This window comes from Mesorhizobium sp. M4B.F.Ca.ET.143.01.1.1, from assembly GCF_004792275.1.
Taxonomy (GTDB): domain Bacteria; phylum Pseudomonadota; class Alphaproteobacteria; order Rhizobiales; family Rhizobiaceae; genus Mesorhizobium; species Mesorhizobium abyssinicae.
Window position 1 is genome coordinate 34026 of the sequence record NZ_SRSR01000011.1, and the last position, 21522, is coordinate 55547.

Genomic DNA, 21522 nt, shown 5'->3' on the forward strand with positions numbered 1-21522 from the left:
CGCGGCCAAGTCTTGCCGTTGTCACGGAGCTTTGACACAAGAAACGCGCCTCTGGCGGGAGGCAGCGTTTCAACGAGGAACTGCCGCTTATGAACATCGCGCAGAACATTGTCGCCGGCCTCGACCGGATACTCACCATGGAGTTGGTGCGCGTCACCGAGCGGGCAGCGGTGGCGGCCGCCAGACTGCGCGGGCGGGGTGACGAGAAGGCGGCCGACCAGGTCGCGGTCGACGCCATGCGCCAGGAGCTCAACCGCCTCGCCATCAAGGGCACGGTGGTGATCGGCGAGGGCGAGCGCGACGAAGCGCCGATGCTCTACATCGGCGAGGAGGTCGGCACCGGCAAAGGCCCGGCGGTCGATATCGCGCTCGATCCGCTCGAAGGCACGACGATCTGCGCCAAGAACCTGCCCAACGCGCTGGCGGTCATCGCCATCGCGGAAAAGGGCAGCCTGCTGTTCGCGCCCGACGTCTATATGGACAAGATCGCCATAGGTCCCGGCTATGCCGACGGCGTCATCGACATCGATGCCGCGCCGGCCGACAACATCGCCAGCCTGGCCAAGGCCAAGGGTGTCGCGGTGTCCGACATCACCGCCTGCATCCTCGACCGCCCGCGCCACGCCAAGCTGATCGATGCGGTGCGCGCGACGGGCGCGGCGATCCGGCTGATCGGCGACGGCGATGTCGCCGGCGTCATCCACACCACCGATCCGGAAGAAACCGGCATCGACATCTATCTGGGCACCGGCGGCGCGCCGGAAGGCGTGCTGGCGGCGGCGGCGTTGCGCTGCACCGGCGGCCAGATGCAGGGCCGGCTGATCCTCGACACGCCGGAGAAGGTGGCGCGCGCCGCCAAGATGGGCATTTCCGATCCGAAACGGGTCTATCAGGCGAAGGACATGGCGCGCGGCGACGTGCTGTTCGCGGCAACCGGCGTCACTGACGGCAACATGCTCGACGGCGTCAAGTTCGGCCGCACCTTCATCACCACCCACACCATCGTGCTGCGGTCCTCGTCGCGGACGGTGCGCGAGATCAAGGCGCGCCACCAGGATCTGGAAAAGTTTTGATTCCGTCCCGATTAGCCGTCGCATATTAGTATCGGCACTATGAAAATATGCGGGCGGCGCGTCGCATGACGGGCGAAAGACGGCTTTTCCTGGATGTCAGGCAGTCGGCCACCGGTGTCTCCTGGGAGCACCGGCTGACCGAACGGCAGGATATGAACGCGCTCGCCATCGCCCAGGGCCACGGCGTGCCCGACATCGTCGCACGCGTGCTGGCCGGACGCGGCGTCACCGCCGAGCAGACCGAGCGCTTCCTCGACCCGACGATCCGCGACCTGTTGCCGAACCCGGCCTCGCTCACCGATATGGACAGGGCGGCGGCGCGCATCGCGGAAGCGATCGTCGCCAAGGAGAAGGTGGCGATCTTCGGCGACTACGATGTCGACGGCGCCGCGTCGTCGGCGCTGCTCAAACGTTTCCTGGCGCATTTCTCGGTGCCGTCGGAAATCTATATTCCCGACCGCATCTTCGAGGGGTACGGCCCCAATCCGGAAGCCATGCGCGACCTCGTCTCGCGCGGCGCCAAGCTGATCGTCACCGTCGACTGCGGCACCAACAGCGCCGTCTCCATCGAGGCGGCGAAGGAAGCCGGCGCCGATGTCGTGGTGCTCGACCACCACCAGGTCGGCGGGCCGCTGCCGGCGGCGAATGCTGTGGTCAATCCCAACCGCGAAGACGATCTTTCCGGGCAGGGCCATCTTTGCGCCGCCGGTGTCGTTTTCCTCTGCCTGGTGCAGACGGCGAAGGTGCTGCGCGGCCGGCTGCCCGAGGCGGCACAGCCGGACCTTCTGTCGTTGCTCGACCTGGTGGCGCTCGCCACCGTCTGCGACGTCGTGCCGCTCACCGGCGTCAACCGCGCCTTCGTCGTCAAGGGGCTGCAGGTGGCGCGCCAGCAGAAGAACGAGGGGCTGGCAGCCCTTGCCCGGGTGTCGCGCATCGGCGAGCCGATCAGCACCTTCCACCTCGCCTATCTGATCGGGCCGCGCATCAATGCCGGCGGGCGCATCGGCGACGCCGCGCTTGGCAGCCGCCTGCTTGCCACCGACGACCCGGTCGAGGCCGGCACGATCGCCGAGACGCTCGACCGGCTGAACCAGGAGCGCCAGCAGATGGAGCTGGAGATGCTGGCCGAGGCCCGCGCCGAAGCCGATGCCGAGCTTGCCGGCGGCAATGGCCCTGCCATCGTCGTCACCGCCAGCCAGACCTGGCATCCGGGCATTGTCGGGCTGCTCGCCTCGCGGCTCAAGGACCATGCGAGGCGGCCGGCCTTCGCCATCGCCTTCAACGCCAATGGCGTCGGCACCGGCTCCGGGCGATCGGTGTCTGGCTTCGATCTCGGGCGGCTGGTGCGCGAGGCGGCCGATGCCGGGCTGATCGTCAAGGGCGGCGGCCACGGCATGGCGGCCGGCATCACGGTCGAGCGGGCCGGGCTCGGCGCGCTACGCGCCTTTTTCGAAGAGCGCGCGGCGGCCGATATGTTCAGGCTGCAGGACGAGGAGAGCCTGGCGATCGACGGCGCGCTCGCCGCCGAGGGGGCGACGCTCGCCTTGCTCGACGCGCTGGAAAAGGCCGGTCCGTTCGGCGCCGGCCATGTCGCGCCGGTGTTCGCGCTGCCGCGCCACCGGCTGACCGACGCGCGGCCGGTCGGCACCAATCACATCCGCGCCGAGCTGCAGTCGCAAAGCGGCGGCCGCATCCAGGCGATCGCCTTTCGCGCCGTCGATACGGCGCTCGGCGAATTCCTGTTCAGGAACCGGGGCAGGACGGTGCATATCGCCGGGTCGCTGTCCGGCAACTACTGGAACGGCAACCGCACGGTGCAGTTCCGCATCACCGACGCGGCGCTGGCCTGAGGCTTTCGGGTGATCGTGAATTAGGCGAGAACGGTCTGCAGCCGGGTCAGTTCGCCGATCTGCGCCTTCGTCGCCTGGTAGCCGAGGCTGATCGCCTCGTCGGCGCGATGGAATTCGGTCAGGCCGATATGGCTGAGCTTGGGCTGCAGCGACATGTCGGGCGGGTCGCCGGCGAGCCTGGCGCGCGAGATCCGGTCCTGGATGATGTTGAAGGCTTCGACCATGACGCCGGTGATGCCAAGCCGCGTCTGGTGCGACTGGTGCGCAGCATCGATGTGGCCGGGTTGAGGCGCGTCCTTCTCGATGACCAGCTCGCCGGCGCTGTGCTTGATGACGGCGGCGCGGCCGAACAGGTCATAGTGGAGGTTGACCGCCACGACGAGCGGCTGCTCGTAGGCGCGGCAGACCGAAACCGGCACCGGGTTGACCAGCGCGCCGTCGACCAGAACGCGGCCGTTACAGTTCACCGGCTCGAACACGCCCGGCAGCGCATAAGAAGCGCGCATGGCCGTGATCAGCGAACCGTTGGACAGCCAGATCTCATGGCCGGTGCGGATTTCCGAGGTGACGGCGACGAAGGGCTTCGACAGGTCCTCGAAGCGGATGCCGGCCATATGCTCGCGCAGCCTTGCGTCGAGCTTCAGGCCGCCGAACAGGCCGCTGCCGCGCAGATTGAGATCGAGGAGGCCGAAGATGCGCCGCTTGGTCAGGCTGCGGGCGAATTCCTCCAACTGGTCCAGCTTGCCGGCCAGGTAGCAGCCGCCGACCAGGGCGCCGATCGAGGTGCCGGCGATCATCGACACTTCAATGCCGGCCTCGTCGAGCGCGCGCAGCACGCCGATATGGGCCCAGCCGCGCGCGCAGCCACCGCCGAGCGCCAGCGAAATACCCGTCTTCTTGCCAGGCTTCTGGTCGGATGCGCCACCGGACGAGGAGGGGCCGTTGGCCTCTCGAACATCTGGTCTGCCACGTAATGACGCCCATTCGAGCATCATAATCTCCCCTTATCCCACATTCCTTCTACAGCAAGGATGTTTGAGAATAGTGAACATGAGTGGTTTGTGAATATTGAATGGTTCACACCGGCTTCCGATACGTTTCACCCGCATCGAACAGCGGCCTGCTGCCGTCGTCGGCAAGCACCGCCTTGCCGTCGTTCAGCCCCACCGTCCGATAAAAGCAGGAACGTCGACCGGTGTGACAGGTTGCGTCGTGGCCCAACACTTTCACGCGAAGCCATATCGAATCCTGGTCACAATCTGTGAGCATCTCGACGACGGTCTGGACATTGCCCGAGGTCTCGCCCTTCTTCCACAGCGCGTTGCGGGAGCGCGACCAGTAGTGGGCGATGCCGGTTTCCAGCGTCAGCGCCAGTGCCTCGGCATTCATGTGCGCGACCATCAGCAGCTTGCCGTCCTCGGCGTCGGTGACGACCGCGGTGACAAGGCCGGCTGCATCGAAGCGCGGCGAAAAGGCGGTGCCTTCCTCCAGCGCTTTCTTGTCCGATGGAGCCTCTGGGAACTGCAGTGCCGACATCGCCGGTCCTTAGCTATTAAAGATATTCAGGGGAGGCTGGGCCATGCAAAATGGCGGCTTCCGCCGCTTCCGGTGCTCACGTACTTTTCATACGCTCAGCTCCGGACCTCGGAAACCACCATTTTCGACTAAGCCTACGCCTTTGGCAGGTGACGGCCGACGATCAGCCGCGCACCATGGTGACGAAGCGGACCTGCTCCTCGGGCGTGTCCTTGAAGACGCCGGTGAAGGTCGAGGTCAGCGTGGTGGAGTCCTGCTTGCGGATGCCGCGCATGGCCATGCACATGTGCTCGGCCTCGATCATGACGGCGACCCCGCGTGGATTGAGCACGTCCTGGATGACGCCGGCGATCTGCGCCGTCATCGCTTCCTGCGTCTGCAGGCGATGGGCGAAGATGTCGACGACGCGGGCGATCTTGGAAAGGCCGACGACCTTGCCGTCGGGCAGGTAGCCGACATGCGCCTTGCCGATGATCGGCACCATGTGGTGCTCGCAATGCGAATGGAATTTTATATCCCTGACGATGACGAGGTCGTCATAGCCGGCGACTTCCTCGAAGGTGCGGCCGAGTTCGTCGGCCGGGCACATGTCGTAGCCGTTGAACATTTCGCGGAACGCCTTGGTCACACGCTTCGGCGTGTCGATCAGGCCCTCGCGATCCGGATTGTCGCCGGTCCAGCGCAGCAGCGTGCGCACGGCGGCCTCGACCTCGGCTTCGCTCGGCCGATCGGTGATCGGCTTCTCCATGTATTCGGAGGGTGGCATGAGTTTCTTGATGACGGCATCCATAAAAGGCGTCTCCCGTAGTCCCTCTCTCAGGAGGAACGAGTTGAACGGACCACGACCTTTCGGGTGTTAGAAACTCGCCCGGTTTCCAGCCCGCAAGCGGCGTGAACAAATTTGGGCAGCGATGGCGGCTTTTGGCTGCCTTGTCGATGCCCGACTGCCAGCATTATATATGGTCGTGCCGAGCGAATGAAAGACGCATCAGCGGCAATCCTTGTTCGCTGGGCGGCGGCAGATTGGAAAAATATGATCGACGACGTCTACAATGCGAAAATCCTCGGCTTCGCCGGAAACATCGCCCGGATCGGCCGGCTCGAGCAGCCCGATGCGACGGCGCGCGCGCATTCCAAGCTGTGCGGCTCGACCGTCACCGTCGACCTCAAGATGGACGGCGACGTCGTCACCGATTTCGCGCATGACGTGAAGGCCTGTGCGCTCGGCCAGGCCTCGTCCTCGATCATGGCCCAGAATGTCGTCGGCGCCCACGCCGATGAGTTGCGCGCAGTGCGCGAAACCATGCTGAAGATGTTGAAGGAAAACGGCGCGCCGCCCGAGGGCCGCTTCGCCGACCTCAAATTCCTGGAGCCGGTGCGCGACTACAAGGCGCGCCATGCCTCGACCATGCTGACCTTCGATGCCGTGGTCGACGCCATCGGCCAGATCGAGAGGAAGCGGGCCGGGCAGGCGGCCTGAGGATCGGGCTAGGCAGCTCTTCTGGTCACGGCGAACTCGCTTCTGATCCACTCGGCGAACGCCTTGGCGGGTTCCGGCAGATCCCGCAAGCTCCTGGCCACCAGCCAATAGGCGCCGGAAGCAACATCGATGTCGAACGGCTTTATCAAAGTGCCTGACGCGAGTTCCTCGCCGACCTGTAGGAGATCGCCGAGGGCCACGCCATGGCCGAGCAGGGCCGCCTGCTTCGAAAGCGAGATGTCTGCCAGCATCGGGCCTCGCGCGGCTACCGCGTCGGCGGGCACGCCGGCAGCCTGGAACCAGCGCGCCCAACCCTGGCGGTTTTCTTCGTGCAGCAGGGTGTAATGGCGAAGGTCGATCGGCTTTTCCAGGGGAGGGCCCGATGCCAGCAAGCCCGGTGACAAGACAGGTGAATCGACAGTCGAGACCAGGCGCTCGGCTTCAGCGCGCGGCCATGACGTGGCGTGCGCGCTGAAACGCAAGGCGAGTTCGGGCTGATCGCTGCGGAACTCGATCGGTCGCACATCGACTTCCAGCGACACGTCGATGTCGGGCCGCAATTGGCGAAAGCGATTGAGCCGCGGGACCAGCCACACGGCGGCGAGCGATGGTTCGACGCTGACGCGGACCACGGATTGCGCGGGCGAGGCCGCCAGGTCAGAAAGCACCCGGTCGATGTCGTCGAAGCTTCTGACCAATCGGTCGAACAGCCGTTGCCCCGCATCCGTCAGCTCGACCCGCCGATGCAGGCGATGGAACAGCGGTTGGCGCAGGAAGGCTTCGAGTTCCCTGATCTGACGGCTGATGGCGGCCTGCGAAACGAAAAGCTCTTCGGCGGCGCGGCTGAAGCTCAGATGCCGGCCGGCGGCTTCGAAACTTCTGAGAGCCGTGAGGGGCAGGCGGCCGCGTTTCATTCGCATAACCTCAAGTTATCCGACCTGGACGTTATACTCGTTTGAGGGAGAAGACCAGCGGCGGTCTAATCGGCACTCAAAGGAGAGCTGACATGATCCAGTTCCTGAACATTCTTCACGATGTCATGCGGATCGCGACGTTCCAGTGGCGGGGCGACACGCGGCAGGGCGGATGCGGCGAACGATGGCCCGGCCACGGCCGCGGCGAAAGCGCGTCGATCGATCGCCATCGCATCCGTCGTGCGCGGCCGTGAGGACGATCGCCGACATGGGATTGCGTTCGGCGCGCAACCTCCACATCTATGGCGGGGAGAACGCGGCGATGCGGAGATTGCGGTGCACGATCACCAAGGGCATGCGCACGGCGCCGGGCCGGTCCGGCGCGGGCGCAACTGGCCGGGACCCTGGCGCAGGACGCCGGGCCGTGTCTTCGGCACGTCGCTTGTCCGTCTCTATCAACTGACGCTGTCCGGCTTCGTCGGCAATTCCTGCCGGCATCTGCCGACCTGCTCCGAATACGCGCATGAGGCGATCGCCCGCCACGGCCTGTGGGCCGGCGGCTGGATGGGGCTTTTCCGGGTGCTGCGCTGCGGTCCGTTCGGAACGCATGGCATCGACCTTGTGCCCGAGACGCTCGCCAAACGCTATCTCTGGTTCACGCCCTGGCGCTACCGCCAGATCGGCAAGAAGCGCGGCGATCTCGAGGCCTGAGGGTCTGCCACGGAGCGGTGGCCGGACCATCAAGTCTTAACGATCTGGTTAGGTTAACCGCATGTTGCTGTGAACTCGCGCATTTGAGACAAAATCGAGACAAGAGGCCCCGCTAAGTCGCTCCTGTACCCTTCAGGAGAGAGACTGCCATGCGCCAGATAGATCGCCTTCCGTTCGTTTTTGCCGCCGTTCTCTTCCTGCTGGCCTGGCTGCTCGGGTTCCCGATGCGCGCGCAGTCGGCGCCGCTCGGAGATATCGAATGCACGCTGATCCAGGATGCGGCGAGCGGTGACACACTCTATCGCGACGGTGTCTGCGACCAGCGCTTCAGCCCGGCCTCGACCTTCAAGGTGCCGCTGGCGCTCATCGGCTATGATGCCGGTGTTCTCACCGACGAACATACGCCGAGCTGGGACTACAAGCCCGAGTTCAACGCGGTGAAGCGCGATCGGAAGACGGTCGATCCGACAGTCTGGGAGCGCGATTCCGTGCTCTGGTACTCCCGCGAAATCACGCGCAAGGTCGGCAGCGAGCGCTTCGCCGGCTACGTTTCGAAATTCGGCTATGGCAACATGGATGTCTCCGGCAATGCCGGCAAGAATGACGGCCTCACACATTCCTGGGTGAATTCCTCGCTGGAGATATCGCCTGCGGAGCAGACTGCCTTCTTGCGGCTGCTGCTTGCCGGCAAGATGCCGGTTTCGGCCAAGGCGCATCAGATGGCGGAGGCGATCGTCCCGAGCTTCGAGGCCGGGGGCTGGGCGGTGCAGGGCAAGACCGGCAGCACGAGACTGGGCAAGGGCGGCGAGGACGAGCGCTCGCTCGGCTGGTTCGTCGGCTGGGCCGCAAAGGGCGAGCGCCGGATCGTCTTTGCCCGGCTGGTCGTCGACACGAACCGCAGCGATATGCCAAAGGGTCCGAAGACGCGGGCAGGGTTCCTGAAGGATTTGCCCGGCCTGGTCAAATAGAGGGGTGCTGCAGCTTTACGGCGGCGGCATCTGCCCATAAAAGACTGCCGCCGCCGGACGCATCCGGCATTTCACCACCCGCGCTCGTTTGCGGGACTGGATAGGAGAACTCCATGCTGAATTCCGTTTCCCTGACATTTCCCGATGGCTCCGTCCGCGACTACGACGCGGCGATGACCGGCGCCGGCCTTGCCGAATCGATCTCGAAGTCGCTGGCCAAGAAGGCCGTGGCCTATGCCATCGACGGCACCGTGCGCGACCTTTCCGATCCGCTCGGCAAGTCCGGCAAGGTCGAGATCATCACCCGCGAGGATCCGCGCGCGCTGGAACTGATCCGGCACGATGCGGCGCACGTGCTGGCGGAAGCCGTGCAGGAACTGTGGCCGGGAACGCAGGTGACCATCGGGCCGGTGATCGAGAACGGATTCTATTACGACTTCGCCCGCAACGAACCGTTCACGCCCGACGATTTCCCGGTGATCGAGAAGAAGATGCGCGAGATCATCCAGCGCAACAAGCCGTTCAGCAAGGAAGTCTGGTCGCGCGAGAAGGCGAAGAAAGTGTTTGCCGACAAGGGCGAGCGCTACAAGCTGGAGCTGATCGACGCCATTCCGGACGACCAGGACCTCAAGATCTACGCGCAGGGCGACTGGTTCGACCTCTGCCGCGGCCCGCATATGGCCTCGACCGGGCAGATCGGCAACGCCTTCAAGCTGATGAAGGTGGCCGGCGCCTATTGGCGCGGCGACTCCAACAACCCGATGCTGACGCGCATCTACGGCACCGCCTGGGCCGACCAGGCGCAGCTCGACGCCTACCAGACGATGCTGGAAGAGGCCGAGAAGCGCGATCACCGCAAGCTCGGCCGCGAGATGGATCTGTTCCATTTCCAGGAAGAGGGCCCTGGCGTCGTCTTCTGGCACGCCAAGGGCTGGAAGATGTTCCAGAACCTGGTCAACTACATGCGCCGCCGCCTCGACGAGCAGGGCTATCAGGAGGTCAATGCACCCCAGGTTCTGGACAAGAGCCTGTGGGAGACATCGGGCCACTGGGGTTGGTATCGCGACGCCATGTTCAAGGTGACGGTGGCCGGCGACGACACCGACGACGACCGGGTGTTCGCATTGAAGCCGATGAACTGTCCGGGCCATGTGCAAATCTTCAAGCATGGGTTGAAGTCTTATCGCGATCTGCCCGTCAAGCTTGCGGAATTCGGCAATGTCCATCGCTACGAACCTTCGGGCGCGCTGCATGGGCTGATGCGCGTGCGCGGCTTCACGCAGGACGATGCGCATATCTTCTGCACCGAGGAGCAGCTTGCGTCCGAGTGCCTGCGCATCAACGACCTGATCCTGTCCACCTATGCCGACTTCGGCTTCGACGAGATCAGCGTGAAGCTGTCGACGCGGCCCGACAAGCGCGTCGGTACCGACGAGGCCTGGGACCATGCCGAGGAGATCATGAGCGGCGTGCTGGACACGATCCGCACCCGGTCGGGCAATCGCATCAAGACCTCGATCAACCCGGGCGAGGGCGCCTTCTACGGCCCGAAATTCGAATATGTGCTGAAGGACGCCATCGGCCGCGAATGGCAGTGCGGAACCACGCAGGTCGACTTCAACCTGCCGGAACGCTTCGGCGCCTTCTACATCGGCTCGGATTCGGAAAAGAAGCAGCCGGTGATGGTGCACCGTGCCATCTGCGGCTCGATGGAGCGTTTCCTCGGCATCCTGATCGAGAACTATTCCGGCCATTTCCCGCTGTGGTTCGCGCCGCTGCAGGTGGTGGTGGCGACGATCACCTCGGATGCCGACGACTACGCGAACGAGGTGGTGGCCAAGCTCAAGGCCGCCGGGCTTTTGGCGGAAGCGGACCTGCGCAACGAGAAGATCAACTACAAGGTCCGCGAGCATTCGCTGGCCAAGGTCCCGGTCATCCTCGTTTGCGGCAAGCGCGAAGCCGAGGAGCAGACGGTCAACATCCGCCGGCTGGGGTCGCGCGACCAGGAATCGCTCGGCCTGGCCGAGGCGATCGCACGGTTGAGCGAGGAAGCGGTAACGCCGGATCGCAAGCGCAAACGCGCTGCCTGATCCGCACATTCCCGATGGCATGGCGGTGGAGCGCTCCACCGCCATTTTCATATGCCTGTCACGCCGAGCCTGTAACGAGCCGCCATGCTCAAGCTGAAACTGCGGGAAAAGCCGTTTCCCGAGCTTTCCTATGCCAGTCCGCATCAGCCGGCGCTGACGCGCTGGTTCATCCATTCGGTCGAGGGCCTGTCCGGCCGCGACCGTTTTGCAGCACTTTATGATTTCTGGCGGCGCCAGGTGGCGCCGAGCGGCGAGCGCGTGTTCAGCCGCATGCTGGAACTCATCGACGTCAGGGTCCGGAACGCCGCTCCATGGCCGCCGGCGAAGCTGCCCGACACGCCATTGGTGATCGTCGCCAACCATCCGTTCGGCATCGGCGACGGCATTGCCGTGCTGTCGCTGGCCGAGCAGCTCGGACGGCCGTTCCGCGTCATGATCCACAAGGATCTGCTCAAGATCCGCGAGATGGAACCCTATTCGCTGCCGATCGACTTTTCCGAGACCAAGGAGGCGCTGAAGAACAATTTGGCGGTGCGCCATGAGGCGGTGCGGCTCTTGAAGGAAGGCATCACCATCGTTGTCTTCCCGGCCGGCGGCGTCGCCACCGCGCCGAAGGGATTCGGCCGGGCAATCGACCTGCCATGGAAGATGTTCCCGGCCAGGCTCATCCAGGACGCCAAGGCCTCGGTCGTCCCCATGCATTTTTCCGGCCAGAACGGCCGGCTGTTCCATCTGGTCAGCGGTCCCATGAACATGGCCGAGCGCGAAGGGCGGGTGGCGAAGTTCGTCGGCAAGGCGTCGCTGACGCTGCGCTTGTCGCTGCTCATCCGTGAATTCGCGCGGCTGTCGGGCAAGGCCATCGACGTGCGCGTCGGCGATATCCTGACCTGGAACGAACTGGAGCCGCTGCGCGACCGCAAGGCGCTGCTCGACCGGCTCCATCGCGGCGTCTTCGACCTGGCGCCGGTCGCGCCGCGCGGTCGCGTGCAATTTCTGCCGCGCCGCATGCGCAAGGCGGCCTGACGGACAGATCGATCAGTCCGCGCCTTCCTCGGGATCGATCGCCGAAGCCTCGGTGGCCAGCACCTCTATCTCCTGGTTCTGGCCGGCGACGACGGTGAAATCCTTCTGGTAGATGCGGTCGCGGTTCTTGGCGATAATGGTGTAGTCGCCTTCGGCCAGCACCATCGAGGCGAAGGCGCCGACGGTTTCCTTGATCGGGTCGCCGGATTCGTTGAGCAGCGACCAGGAGGTGTCGGCGATCGCTTCGCCGCCGGCCTCGCGCACCAGCTTCATCGTCATCTCGGCGGCGCGGTGCTCGACGGTCGCTTCGGTAAGCTTGCCGGCCTCGACGCGGATGTCGGAGCGGATGACGGCATTCACCGAGCCGTAGGTGGAGACGACATGGTAGGTGCCGGCATTCAGCCGCACCACTGCGTTCGGCTCGACGTCAGGGACGATCAGCGCGCGGTCGCCATTGGCCTCGACCTTGTCCTCGTAGATCGAGAAACGCAGCTTTTTCGGCGGTATGTGCACGCCGCCCGACAGCACGGCGTCGAGCTTGAGGCCGCCGGCGTCGAGGACCAGGCTTTCGCGCTTGGCTTCCTTGCCGACGGTGATGCGCTTGGTGGCGCCGGCACGTCCGTAGGAAGCATGGACAAGATAGCTGCCGGGCTCGAGCTGGAACACGGCGGTGCCGCCATGAGCCGAAGCCACCATCGGCAGCTGGCCGTCGCTGGCCGGCTCGGGCTTGAAGACCCGCCAGACGATGCCACGGGTGATGTCGGCGCCCTTGTCGGTCAGTTGCGCCGATAGCGTAATGGCGCCGCCGCCGCTCAAGGCCAGCGATGTGTCGCCTTTCGGCGTCGCATAGCTCGAAATTCCCGGCAGCTTCAGGTTGCTGATGCCGTCCGCGTTCTGCGCAAAGACCGGCGAAACCGGCACTGCGAGCAGTGCGGCCGCGAGCCAGACCAGGAAAAGGCGCAGTGTCCCCTCAAACATGCCTTGCGTTGAAGCCCAAGGCGGTGGCAATTTCAAGGCCTGAGAGTCTACAAGGCTCTTGCTGTCCGGCGCGAAGCGCCACTGCCCGAGCCGCCCGAATTCCCGCCGGCGCGCTTCAGCCCAAAACTTATCTTCTAGGAGACTTGCGCCCATGGCGTCGCCGATCATCGACTTCCTGCTGACCCGGAACTCCGCGCCGATCCCGGAGCTGAAGGAACCGGCGCCCAGCGACGCCGAGATCGCCACCCTGATCACCGCCGCCACGCGCGTGCCGGATCACGGCCGTCTCGAGCCTTGGCGCTTCATCCTCTACCGCGGCGAGGCGCGCGTCGAGATCGGCAAGAAGCTGGCGGCCTTGGCCGAGCAGCGCGAGGGACCGCTGCCCGAGGGCCGGCGCAACCAGGAGCTGGCGCGCTTCTCGCGTGCGCCGCTGGTGATCGGCGTGGTGTCGATGCCGAAGGAGAATCCGAAGATCCCGCAATGGGAGATGTTCCTCTCGGGCGGCATGGCGGCTATGAATCTGATGATCGCGGCCAACGCGCTGGGCTACGGCACCAACATGATCAGCAACTGGTATTCCGACGTGCCGGAGGGCCGGGCGATCCTTGGCCTGGCGCCGCAAGAGCGCGTCATCGGCTTCGTCCATATCGGCTCCTACGAGGGACCGGCGCCGGAGCGGCCGCGGCCAGATCCGGCAAAACTCTATGCCGACTATTCCGGACCTTGGGCAGGCTAGAGGCCAGATGTTCTACGAACCGTCGAAGGGCCACGGCCTGCCACACGATCCGTCCAAGGCGATCGTGGCGCCGCGCCCGATCGGCTGGATCTCGACCATCGACCGGCAAGGCAAGATCAACCTCGCGCCCTATTCGTTCTTCAACGCCTTTTCGACGAAGCCCTTCATCGTCTGGTTCTCGTCCGAGGGCGAGAAGGACAGCGCCACCTTCGCCGAGGAGACCGGCGAGTTCGTCGCCAATCTGGTCAGCCGCGAGCTGGCGCAGAAGATGAATCGCACTGCGGTCGACGCGCCGCGCGGCGTCAGCGAATTCGGTTACGCCGATCTCACCATGGCGCCGTCGCGCCTCGTCGCGCCGCCCCGGGTGGCCGAGGCGCCCGCCGCGCTCGAATGCCGGGTGACCGAGATCATCCGGCCGCGGGCGCTCGATGGCACGCAGACCAGTGCCGTCGTCGTCGCCGGCGAGGTGGTCGGAATCCACATCGACGACGCTTACCTGAAGGACGGCATGTTCGACATCGTCAGAGCCGGCAATGTCGGCCGGCTCGGCTACATGGACTATGCCAGCGTCGACCAGATCTTCTCGATGCGCCGGCCGCGCTGGGAAAAGGGCTGAACAGAGCTCAGGCAGACGCCGGCGGGGCAAGTCACGAAAGGCTGGTCATGATCGCGAGACTGATCCTGCAGACATTCGTGTGGTTCGGCCTCATGGGCGCCGTGCTGTTCCTCTCGGCCGGCACGCTGAACTGGCCGGGAGCCTGGGTGTATCTGGTGGTGATGATCGGGCTCAGCCTGACGCTCGGCATGTCGCTGGCCCGTCGCGATCCCGGCCTGATGAACGAGCGGCTCAGCCCTCCCATCCAGAAGGGCCAGCCTCTGGTCGACAAGGTGCTGCTTTCGACACTGCTCGTCGCCATTTTCGCGTGGTTGGCTCTGATGGGGCTCGACTTCCGTTTCGGCTGGTCGGCGGTTCCGTTGTGGGTATTGGTGATCGGCGGGGTGATCCTGCTGGTTGGACTCTGGATCTGCTACCTGACGATGCTGGAGAACAGCTTCGCGGCGCCCGTCGTGAAGATCCAGGACGAGCGCGGACAGCATGTGATCACCACAGGTCCCTACAGCTATGTCCGCCATCCGATGTACGCCGGCGCCATCCTCTATTTTGCCGGCACGGCGCTTCTGCTTGGTTCCTGGTGGGGGCTGGCATCGGTGCTCTTCTTCATCGTGCTGCTGGCGATCCGCACCTTCATCGAGGAGCAGGCGCTGCGGACCGGCCTGCGGGGCTATGACGACTACGCGGCCAATGTCCGCTATCGCTTGATTCCGCTTGTCTGGTAACGGTCAGGTGGAAATCCCCGCGGCACGGGCGCGCGCCAGCAGACGCTCGGCCAGGCGCAGGTGGGGCCGGTCGTACATCTTGCCGTCGATGCCGACCACGCCCGGATTTCCGGCCGCCGCGAAGGCATCGACGATTGCCTGTGAGTGTTTTACGGCTTCCGCCGACGGCGTGAAGGCGGCGTTGATGACCGGTACCTGCGCCGGATGGATCGCCATCTTGCCGGTGAAGCCGTCGCGCTCGGCCTCGCGGCATTCGGCTTCGAAGGCGGCCATGTCGCGGAAATCCGGAAAGACGGTGTCGATCGCCGCGACTTCGGCCGCACCGGCCGCAAGGATGGTCATGGCGCGGGCGAGACGGAAGACATCGGTGTAACGGCCGTTCTCGCCGCGCGCGGCGCGGGCGCCGATCGCGGCCGACAGGTCCTCGGCGCCCCAGGTGAGGCCGGCGAGCCGCGCGCTGGTTCCGGCGTAACTCCCCGCCAGTACGCCCACCGGCGTCTCGGTGATGATCGGCAGGATCCTGATCGCGCCGTCGGGCAGGCCGTTCTCGGCCTCGTGCACCCTAAGCTTGGCCGAGAGCTGCTGGACATCCTGGCCGCTGTTCGACTTCGGCAGCATGATGCCGTCGGGTCGAACGGGAACAAGGGCTGCGAGATCGTCGTCGGTGAGGCCGGTCGACAGATCGTTGACACGTACATAGATCGCGGAGGCCGTCTGGTGCCTGTGCCCGGCGATGAAACGCGCCGCGATGTCGCGCGCGGCGGGCTTGTTGCCGGCGGCGACGGAATCCTCGAGGTCGACGATGACGACGTCGGCGCCGGCGCCGAAACCCTTTTCGAGCTTCTTTTCGGAGTCGCCGGGAACGAACAGCAGCGAGCGCATCAGGCCGCTTTCTTCAGCATCATCGCCTGCCTGGTGCATTTGGCGACGAGAACGTCATCCTGGTTGTAGGCGCGGTGCTCGAACTCGACGATGCCGCGATCGGGTTTCGAGCGGGACTCGCGCACCGAGATCACCGTGGTTTCGACGCGGATGGTGTCGCCATGGAAGACCGGATGCGGAAACACCGTTTCCTTCATGCCGAGATTGGCGACGGTGGTGCCGACGGTGATGTCGTTGACCGAAATGCCGATCATCAACCCCAGCGTGAACAGCGAGTTGACCAGCGGCTTGCCCCATTCGCTCTTGGCGGCGAAGTCGAAATCGATGTGCAGCGGCTGCGGGTTCAGCGTCATCACCGAAAACAGCATGTTGTCGCTCTCGGTGACGGTCTTGCGCAGCGTGTGGCGGAAGACGTGGCCGACGACGAACTCTTCAAGATAAAGCCCGGCCATGCACGATCTCCTCAACGGCTCAGGGGTTGATAGGCGCTGCCTGCGGTGCCCGCAAGCCAGTTAATAAACATGGTGAACCGTTCGTAAACCATTTCAGGCCTACGGTTTCCAACGGGGCCGGGACGTTCCGGCAAGGGCGCAAGCTGGTCGGCATGATTGTTTCGCATTTTCTAAAATGGATCGATACGGCAAGGGTTGCCGAACGTGCTGCCGCGGCCGGCGCCCTGGCGCGGGCCTATATCAATTCCGACCTGCCTTTCGAGGACCGCTGCGCCGCGGAAGCGGCGTTGACGCTGCTGCTCGACGACGCCTCGTCGAAAGTGCGGCTCGCGCTGGCCGAGGCGCTGTCGATGAGCCATCACGCGCCGATCCAGATCATCAGCGCGCTGGCCACCGACCAACCGGAAGTGGCCGCCATGGTGCTGGCGCGTTCGCCACTGCTTACCGATGCCGATTTGATCGACCGGGTCGCCGGCGGCCAGAAAGCGACCCAGAAACTGATTGCCGACCGGCCGGTCGTCTCAATGGCGCTGGCGGCGGCGATCGCCGAAATCGGCGAGCCGGAGGCCTGCGCAGTGCTGCTCGCCAACAGCGGCGCCGACATCGCATCGCTGAGCTTCCGCCGCATGGCTGAGCGCCACGGCCATATGCCGCTGGTGCGCGAGGCGCTGATCGCCGACGGGCGCCTGCCCGCCGACTGCCGGCACATGCTGCTGGTCAAGCTCGGCGAGACGCTGAAAGGCTCGCCGCTGGTGCTGGCGCTGATGGGCGCGGCAAGAGCCGATCGCGTCATGCGCGATGCCTGCGTGAAGGCCTCGGTGACACTGATCGAAGGCACGCGGGCCGATGAGCATGCCGCGCTGATCGAGCATCTCAGGCTGCGTGGCGACCTCACCGCGAGCTTCATCATCCGCACCATCGCGCATGGCAAGGTCGACTTCTTCGGCTCGGCGCTGGTGGCGCTTGCCCAGCAATCCGAGCAACGCGTGAGGGCGCTGCTCGCCGGTGGGCACGACGTCGCGCTGCAGGCGCTGTTCCGCAGCGCCGGCCTTGCCGCGGCCACCCACGGCATCATCCTGCGCGCGCTCAAAGTGTGGCGCGAGGTGGCCAATGGCAAACGCGTCGCCGGCGTGCAGGAAGTGAGCTGGCTGATGCTGAAGGAGCTCGGCGGGCAATCGGCCGAGGGCGACCTTGCCGGGCTGGTGAAGTCGATCCATCTCGACGCGCTGCGCGAAAACGCGCGAGGGCATGCGCTGGCGATCGCAGCGGCCTAGCCGGCGTCAGCCCGGCCCTTCGCGAAGAAATCCGGATAGTCCTCCATCGCGGCGGCGATGATGCGCAGCGAGGCGGCGACCTGCAGCATTTCGGCCTTGTCGCTGCGCTCGGCGATGCTCGCCGCATATTGCCTGGCGACGGCGATAGTCGCCGTCTGCGGTTCGCCGGGCCTGCGAAACAGCAGCTCGCGCGCCAGCCCGCGCAGGAAGTTGGTGATCGAGAGAGCTGTTTCCGGCGGGATCTCCGCATCCTGCTGGGCGCTGCGCAGCCGCAGGATCTCGAGCCCGACGGTCACTGCCGCGATGCTACCGCCGAGCACGGCGTCGCCCTTCCTGCCGACGCGCTGCAACAGCGGCATCAACTGGTTGACCCGGTCATAGGCCAGGCTCTCGAAGGCCGACCTTCGGGGCACGCGTTCATGCAGGCAAAGCCGCGCCAGGTCTTCGCGCATGGCCTGGAGGATGCGGTGGACGGTGACCCATGGATCGGCGGGCAGCACGACGATGAAGACGCCGATGGCGATGAGAATGCCGACCAGGATCGACGCCGACCCGGCGAGGAACGGGCCAGGATCGTAGGTCATGGCCTGATGCGGACTGAGGAAGGCGAGGAAATTGATGGCGAAGGCGGTGGCGACGCCGACATGGCGCGGATTGGCCATGCCGAGAGCCGCCGGCACCATGATCGGCACGACGAAGAGCGTGAACCAGCCGAAGCCGGGGAGCGCCGGCAGTGCGACCTGGCCGACGAGGAACGCAAAGGGCAGCGCAAGCAAGGTGCCCTTGAAGAAACCCCACGCCGAGTCGACAGGGTCGGGGCGGGCGGCGAACAGGCTGGAGACGACGGCGACGAGGATGACCGTGCCGGCGGCTTCCGACCATTTCGTCGTCAGCCAGAACGCCGTGACCAACAGCGTCGCAAGGCCCGCCCGAACGGCGTTGCGCCAGGCGGCATGATAGTCGCGATGGACGACGAGCGCCGGCTGGCGGCGGTCGCGCGAGGGCCGCGAAGCCGGCGAACGGAGCGCGTCCAGCCCGCGCAGCACCTGCTTCAGCGCTTCGGCAAAATCGGCTGCGATGGTGAGACGGGTGATGGCGCCGAGGCGGTCGCTTTCGGGATCCGGTGACGCCTCGGGCGTCTGCCGCGCCTCATGGGCGATCGCGTCGAGCCGCGCCACCCACGGGCCGGTGTCATCCAGCGCGCCCGGGCTGGTCGCCATTTCGCCGACCAGGGCCTGCAATTCGCCGCGGACCGGGATAAGGGCGGCATTCTTCGGCGCGGCATGCGAATGCAATGCGCGTGCCGCCGAGAGCGCCCACAGGAGCTGGCCGATCGTGCGCCGGACCGGATGGGCGCGGGGAGCAAAGCTCGGCGCTTCGAGCCTTGCGTAGGTGCGCATCTCGGCCAGCGTCTGGGCGTCGGCGATCAGCTTCCTCTGCAGGCCGGCCAGGGAGGCTGCGTCACCGCCCGAAAAAGCGCCGCCGGCATAGGTGGCAAGGTCGAGGATGCTGCGCTTCAGCCTCGAGATGATGGCGTCGGCGGCCAGCTTCGGCAGGATCAGCCGGCTGGTCAGGCCGGCGCAAACGATGCCGAGCACGATCTCGGCGCAGCGCGCCACGGCAAGATCGACGACGAGGTGCGGCTGGCCGAAAGCAGGCAGGCCGATGATCATCGCGGTGTAGCCGGCAAGCGCGGCGCCATAGGCTTCGGGGTTGCGCAGCAGCGACGAGACCAGCGTGCAGATCCCGATCCACATCGCGAGCACGACGACCAGCAGCCAGGGATTGGCGCCGAACAGGGAGGTGATGCCGATCGCCGCTAACCCGCCTGCCAGCGTGCCAAGCAGGCGGTAGAAACCCTTGGCCAGCACCATGCCGGCGACGGGCTGAGCAACGATGAACACCGTCATCATCGCCCATTGCGGGTGGTCGAGCTTGAGGGCGTAGGCGGCGAGCAGCGCGATCAGCCCGGCCGAAACGGTGCGCAGGGCGAAGATCCAGTCCGAACGCGTCGGCCGGGTCAGGCTACCGAACCTCGCCTCGATAAGATCTTTCACACGCGCCAAGGTCACATGCTCGTCTCCGCAACGGAGCCTGTTATGGACCGGTCAGCACTCAGATATCCAGCACGTCCGCCTCGGCGAATTCGGCGCGCTCCTGGATGAAGCGGAAACGGGCTTCCGGCTTGGTGCCCATCAGTTCGTCGACCCTGTCCTTGGTCGCCGCCGCGGCTTCGATCACGTCGACCCTGAGCAGCGTGCGCTTCCTCGGGTCCATGGTCGTTTCCTTGAGCTGCGAGGCCATCATCTCGCCCAGGCCCTTGAAGCGGCCGATCTCGACCTTGGCGCGCCCGGTGAATTCGGTGCGCAGCAGCTCGTCCTTGTGCGCGTCGTCGCGAGCATAGGCGACCTTGCCGCCCTGCCGGATCGAATAGAGCGGCGGCACCGCCAGATAGAGATGGCCGCCGTTCACCAGATTCGGCATCTCCTGATAGAAGAAGGTGATCAGCAGCGAGGCGATATGGGCGCCGTCGACATCGGCGTCGGTCATGATGATGACGCGGTCGTAGCGCAAATCCTCGTCGCGGTATTTGGAGCGCGTGCCGCAGCCGAGCGCCTGAACCAGGTCCGAGATCTGCTGGTTGGCCGCCAGCTTGTCGTTGCCGGCGCTGGCGACGTTGAGGATCTTGCCGCGCAGCGGCAGCACCGCCTGGCTGGCGCGGTCGCGCGCCTGCTTGGCCGAACCGCCGGCGGAATCGCCTTCGACGATGAACAGCTCGGCGCCGGCCGCGGCGTTCTGCGTACAGTCGGCGAGCTTGCCCGGCAGGCGCAGCTTGCGCACCGCGCTCTTGCGCGACACTTCCTTCTCCTGGCGCCGCTTGACGCGCTCGTCGGCGCGCGCGATCACCCAATCGAGAAGCTTGGAGCCTTCCTGCGGATTGTCGGCCAGCCAGTGGTCGAACGGATCGCGGAGCGCCGTCTCGACGATGCGCATGGCTTCGATCGTCGCCAGCCTGTCCTTGGTCTGGCCGACGAATTCCGGCTCGCGGATGAACACCGAAAGCATGCCGGCGGCCGAGATCATGACGTCTTCCGAGGTGATGATCGAGGCGCGCTTGTTGCCGATCAGGTCGGCATAGGCGCGCAAGCCCCTGGTCAGCACGTTGCGGAAGCCGGCCTCGTGCGTGCCACCCTCGGCGGTCGGGATGGTGTTGCAGTAGGAGTTGAGGAAGCCGTCGCCGCCGAACCAGGTCACGGCCCATTCGAGCGAGCCGTGGCCACCCTGCTTGTCGCTCTTGCCGGCAAAGACCTCGCGCGTGACCTGGAACTCGTCGCCGAGCGTAGCCTTCAGATAATCCTTGAGACCGCCGGGGAAATGGAACTCGGCCTTGGCCGGAGTGGTGTCCTTTCCCTTGATCAGCGAGGGATCGCAGGTCCAGCGGATCTCGACGCCGCCGAACAGATAGGCTTTGGAGCGCGTCATGCGGTAGAGCCGCGCCGGCTCGAAGGCGGCGCCCTTGCCGAAGATCTGCTCGTCGGGATGGAAGCGGGTCCTGGTGCCGCGGCGGTTGTGCACCTCGCCGAGGTGCTCCAGGCCGCTCACCGGAATGCCGCGCGAGAAGCGCTGGCGATAGAGCTGGCGCCCGCGCGCGACCTCGACCTCGAGGTGGTCGGACAGCGCGTTGACCACGGAAACGCCGACGCCGTGCAGGCCGCCCGAGGTCTCGTAGACCTTGCTGTCGAACTTGCCGCCGGAATGCAGCGTCGTCATGATGACTTCGAGCGCCGGCTTCTTGAATTTGGGGTGCGGATCGACCGGAATGCCGCGTCCGTTGTCGGTGACGGTCAGATAGCCATCGGCCGAAAGCTCGACATCGATGAAGGTGGCGTGGCCGGCGACCGCCTCGTCCATCGAATTGTCGATGACCTCGGCGAACAAATGGTGCATTGCCTTGTCGTCGGTGCCGCCAATGTACATGCCGGGCCGCCGGCGCACCGGTTCAAGCCCTTCCAGCACCTCGATGTCGGCGGCGCTGTAGCCCTCGCTGCCGTCGCGCGAGGCAGCCGGGCGCCTGGCCGCCGCCTGCACCAGCGGGTCTGCAGGGCGCGTGCTGGCGCGAACCGGCTGCGGTTGCTTTTCCAGGTTGCCGAAAAGGTCGTTGCTGTCGTCCATGCTCGCCTAGAGTCCGGTACTGCGAATCACTCCTCGATACTGCC

The 21522-nt window shown here is 65.6% G+C and carries 21 protein-coding genes; 12 read left to right on the forward strand and 9 right to left on the reverse strand.

Features of this window, described 5'->3' with window-relative positions; genetic code table 11:
- The first annotated feature begins 89 nt into the window (after nt 1–89).
- Together glpX and recJ are read left to right on the forward strand one after the other, a co-directional pair.
- Entirely contained in the window at nt 90–1073 is a 984-nt protein-coding gene (gene glpX / locus EN786_RS24195) for a class II fructose-bisphosphatase (protein ID WP_128276238.1), read from the forward strand.
- Nucleotides 1074–1138: 65 nt separating this feature from the next.
- Entirely contained in the window at nt 1139–2923 is a 1785-nt protein-coding gene (gene recJ, locus EN786_RS24200) for a single-stranded-DNA-specific exonuclease RecJ (protein WP_127311328.1), read from the forward strand.
- Between the two features lie 20 nt (nt 2924–2943).
- Here recJ and EN786_RS24205 read toward each other — a convergent pair whose 3' ends face one another.
- From EN786_RS24205 to folE, 3 genes are all read right to left on the reverse strand, one after another.
- On the reverse strand, nt 2944–3915 hold the full coding sequence (locus tag EN786_RS24205) for a patatin family protein (RefSeq protein WP_127311330.1): 972 nt from the start codon (nt 3913–3915) through the stop codon (nt 2944–2946).
- 85 nt (nt 3916–4000) lie between these two features.
- Nucleotides 4001–4459 carry a phosphoribosyl-AMP cyclohydrolase gene (hisI, locus tag EN786_RS24210; protein WP_127283316.1) on the reverse strand — a complete coding sequence of 153 codons (459 nt, stop codon included), beginning with the start codon at nt 4457–4459 and terminating at the stop codon, nt 4001–4003.
- 163 nt (nt 4460–4622) lie between these two features.
- Nucleotides 4623–5249 carry a GTP cyclohydrolase I FolE gene (folE, locus tag EN786_RS24215; protein ID WP_127283317.1) on the reverse strand — a complete coding sequence of 209 codons (627 nt, stop codon included), beginning with the start codon at nt 5247–5249 and terminating at the stop codon, nt 4623–4625.
- Nucleotides 5250–5492: 243 nt separating this feature from the next.
- Between folE and EN786_RS24220 the strand changes: the two genes are divergently transcribed.
- Nucleotides 5493–5939, forward strand: a complete 447-nt coding sequence (locus EN786_RS24220) for an iron-sulfur cluster assembly scaffold protein (RefSeq protein ID WP_127283318.1) — start codon at nt 5493–5495, stop codon at nt 5937–5939.
- 8 nt (nt 5940–5947) lie between these two features.
- Here the strand turns inward: EN786_RS24220 and EN786_RS24225 are convergent, their stop codons facing one another.
- Nucleotides 5948–6853: a LysR substrate-binding domain-containing protein gene (locus EN786_RS24225; RefSeq protein WP_127311327.1), complete on the reverse strand. Its 906-nt coding sequence runs from the start codon at nt 6851–6853 to the stop codon at nt 5948–5950.
- A 92-nt stretch (nt 6854–6945) separates the two neighbouring features.
- Here EN786_RS24225 and EN786_RS37785 point away from each other — a divergent pair, with 92 nt between their 5' ends.
- The 5 genes from EN786_RS37785 (at nt 6946) to EN786_RS24245 (ending at nt 11645) form a co-directional block, all read left to right on the forward strand.
- On the forward strand, nt 6946–7107 hold the full coding sequence (locus tag EN786_RS37785; protein WP_189340629.1) for a hypothetical protein: 162 nt from the start codon (nt 6946–6948) through the stop codon (nt 7105–7107).
- 82 nt (nt 7108–7189) lie between these two features.
- On the forward strand, nt 7190–7564 hold the full coding sequence (yidD, locus tag EN786_RS24230; protein ID WP_127283320.1) for a membrane protein insertion efficiency factor YidD: 375 nt from the start codon (nt 7190–7192) through the stop codon (nt 7562–7564).
- Nucleotides 7565–7713: 149 nt separating this feature from the next.
- Nucleotides 7714–8532 (forward strand): class D beta-lactamase, encoded by an 819-nt coding sequence (gene blaOXA / locus EN786_RS24235; RefSeq protein ID WP_128346531.1) that lies wholly within the window; start codon nt 7714–7716, stop codon nt 8530–8532.
- Nucleotides 8533–8645: 113 nt separating this feature from the next.
- A complete protein-coding gene (gene thrS, locus EN786_RS24240; RefSeq protein WP_127310428.1) occupies nt 8646–10622 on the forward strand; it encodes a threonine--tRNA ligase in 1977 nt (658 codons plus the stop codon).
- Between the two features lie 84 nt (nt 10623–10706).
- Nucleotides 10707–11645, forward strand: coding sequence for a GNAT family N-acetyltransferase (locus EN786_RS24245; protein WP_127310427.1), 939 nt, complete (start codon nt 10707–10709; stop codon nt 11643–11645).
- A gap of 12 nt (nt 11646–11657) precedes the next feature.
- Here the strand turns inward: EN786_RS24245 and EN786_RS24250 are convergent, their stop codons facing one another.
- The gene (locus EN786_RS24250; protein WP_127283324.1) at nt 11658–12623 is read right to left on the reverse strand and encodes a hypothetical protein; all 966 of its coding nucleotides are present in this window, start codon (nt 12621–12623) and stop codon (nt 11658–11660) included.
- Between the two features lie 151 nt (nt 12624–12774).
- On the opposite strand from EN786_RS24250, the gene EN786_RS24255 reads away from it, so the two are divergent.
- Genes EN786_RS24255 through EN786_RS24265 form a run of 3 tightly spaced genes read left to right on the forward strand, consistent with a single transcriptional unit; the run spans nt 12775 to nt 14697 of the window.
- Nucleotides 12775–13359, forward strand: a complete 585-nt coding sequence (locus EN786_RS24255; RefSeq protein ID WP_127310426.1) for a nitroreductase — start codon at nt 12775–12777, stop codon at nt 13357–13359.
- Between the two features lie 7 nt (nt 13360–13366).
- On the forward strand, nt 13367–13975 hold the full coding sequence (locus EN786_RS24260) for a flavin reductase family protein (RefSeq protein WP_127310425.1): 609 nt from the start codon (nt 13367–13369) through the stop codon (nt 13973–13975).
- Between the two features lie 47 nt (nt 13976–14022).
- Complete coding sequence (locus tag EN786_RS24265) at nt 14023–14697, forward strand: isoprenylcysteine carboxylmethyltransferase family protein (RefSeq protein WP_127310424.1); 675 nt, start codon at nt 14023–14025, stop codon at nt 14695–14697.
- Between the two features lie 3 nt (nt 14698–14700).
- Here the strand turns inward: EN786_RS24265 and EN786_RS24270 are convergent, their stop codons facing one another.
- Nucleotides 14701–15579: a CoA ester lyase gene (locus tag EN786_RS24270; RefSeq protein WP_127310423.1), complete on the reverse strand. Its 879-nt coding sequence runs from the start codon at nt 15577–15579 to the stop codon at nt 14701–14703.
- Entirely contained in the window at nt 15579–16031 is a 453-nt protein-coding gene (locus tag EN786_RS24275; protein WP_127310422.1) for a MaoC family dehydratase, read from the reverse strand. Before EN786_RS24275 ends, EN786_RS24270 begins: the two co-directional genes overlap by 1 nt.
- 152 nt (nt 16032–16183) lie before the next feature.
- Here EN786_RS24275 and EN786_RS24280 point away from each other — a divergent pair, with 152 nt between their 5' ends.
- A complete protein-coding gene (locus EN786_RS24280; protein ID WP_127310421.1) occupies nt 16184–17305 on the forward strand; it encodes a DUF2336 domain-containing protein in 1122 nt (373 codons plus the stop codon).
- Here the strand turns inward: EN786_RS24280 and EN786_RS24285 are convergent.
- A complete protein-coding gene (locus EN786_RS24285; RefSeq protein ID WP_127310420.1) occupies nt 17302–19377 on the reverse strand; it encodes an FUSC family protein in 2076 nt (691 codons plus the stop codon). The genes EN786_RS24280 and EN786_RS24285 overlap by 4 nt on opposite strands.
- Nucleotides 19378–19420: 43 nt before the next feature.
- Nucleotides 19421–21478, reverse strand: coding sequence for a DNA topoisomerase IV subunit B (gene parE / locus EN786_RS24290; protein WP_135908925.1), 2058 nt, complete (start codon nt 21476–21478; stop codon nt 19421–19423).
- Nucleotides 21479–21522 lie beyond the last annotated feature (44 nt).

Coding starts and splice junctions, on each gene's coding strand:
- EN786_RS24265 (WP_127310424.1), top strand. CDS start 14,023: ATGATCGCGAGACTGATCCTGCAGACATTCGTGTGGTTCGGCCTCATG.
- EN786_RS24270 (WP_127310423.1), bottom strand. CDS start 15,579: ATGCGCTCGCTGCTGTTCGTTCCCGGCGACTCCGAAAAGAAGCTCGAA.
- EN786_RS24280 (WP_127310421.1), top strand. CDS start 16,184: ATGATTGTTTCGCATTTTCTAAAATGGATCGATACGGCAAGGGTTGCC.
- thrS (WP_127310428.1), top strand. CDS start 8,646: ATGCTGAATTCCGTTTCCCTGACATTTCCCGATGGCTCCGTCCGCGAC.
- EN786_RS24225 (WP_127311327.1), bottom strand. CDS start 6,853: ATGAAACGCGGCCGCCTGCCCCTCACGGCTCTCAGAAGTTTCGAAGCC.
- folE (WP_127283317.1), bottom strand. CDS start 5,249: ATGGATGCCGTCATCAAGAAACTCATGCCACCCTCCGAATACATGGAG.
- EN786_RS24275 (WP_127310422.1), bottom strand. CDS start 16,031: ATGGCCGGGCTTTATCTTGAAGAGTTCGTCGTCGGCCACGTCTTCCGC.
- blaOXA (WP_128346531.1), top strand. CDS start 7,714: ATGCGCCAGATAGATCGCCTTCCGTTCGTTTTTGCCGCCGTTCTCTTC.
- glpX (WP_128276238.1), top strand. CDS start 90: ATGAACATCGCGCAGAACATTGTCGCCGGCCTCGACCGGATACTCACC.
- EN786_RS24205 (WP_127311330.1), bottom strand. CDS start 3,915: ATGCTCGAATGGGCGTCATTACGTGGCAGACCAGATGTTCGAGAGGCC.
- EN786_RS24255 (WP_127310426.1), top strand. CDS start 12,775: ATGGCGTCGCCGATCATCGACTTCCTGCTGACCCGGAACTCCGCGCCG.
- recJ (WP_127311328.1), top strand. CDS start 1,139: ATGACGGGCGAAAGACGGCTTTTCCTGGATGTCAGGCAGTCGGCCACC.
- EN786_RS24260 (WP_127310425.1), top strand. CDS start 13,367: ATGTTCTACGAACCGTCGAAGGGCCACGGCCTGCCACACGATCCGTCC.
- EN786_RS24245 (WP_127310427.1), top strand. CDS start 10,707: ATGCTCAAGCTGAAACTGCGGGAAAAGCCGTTTCCCGAGCTTTCCTAT.
- parE (WP_135908925.1), bottom strand. CDS start 21,478: ATGGACGACAGCAACGACCTTTTCGGCAACCTGGAAAAGCAACCGCAG.
- EN786_RS37785 (WP_189340629.1), top strand. CDS start 6,946: ATGATCCAGTTCCTGAACATTCTTCACGATGTCATGCGGATCGCGACG.
- EN786_RS24220 (WP_127283318.1), top strand. CDS start 5,493: ATGATCGACGACGTCTACAATGCGAAAATCCTCGGCTTCGCCGGAAAC.
- EN786_RS24250 (WP_127283324.1), bottom strand. CDS start 12,623: ATGTTTGAGGGGACACTGCGCCTTTTCCTGGTCTGGCTCGCGGCCGCA.
- hisI (WP_127283316.1), bottom strand. CDS start 4,459: ATGTCGGCACTGCAGTTCCCAGAGGCTCCATCGGACAAGAAAGCGCTG.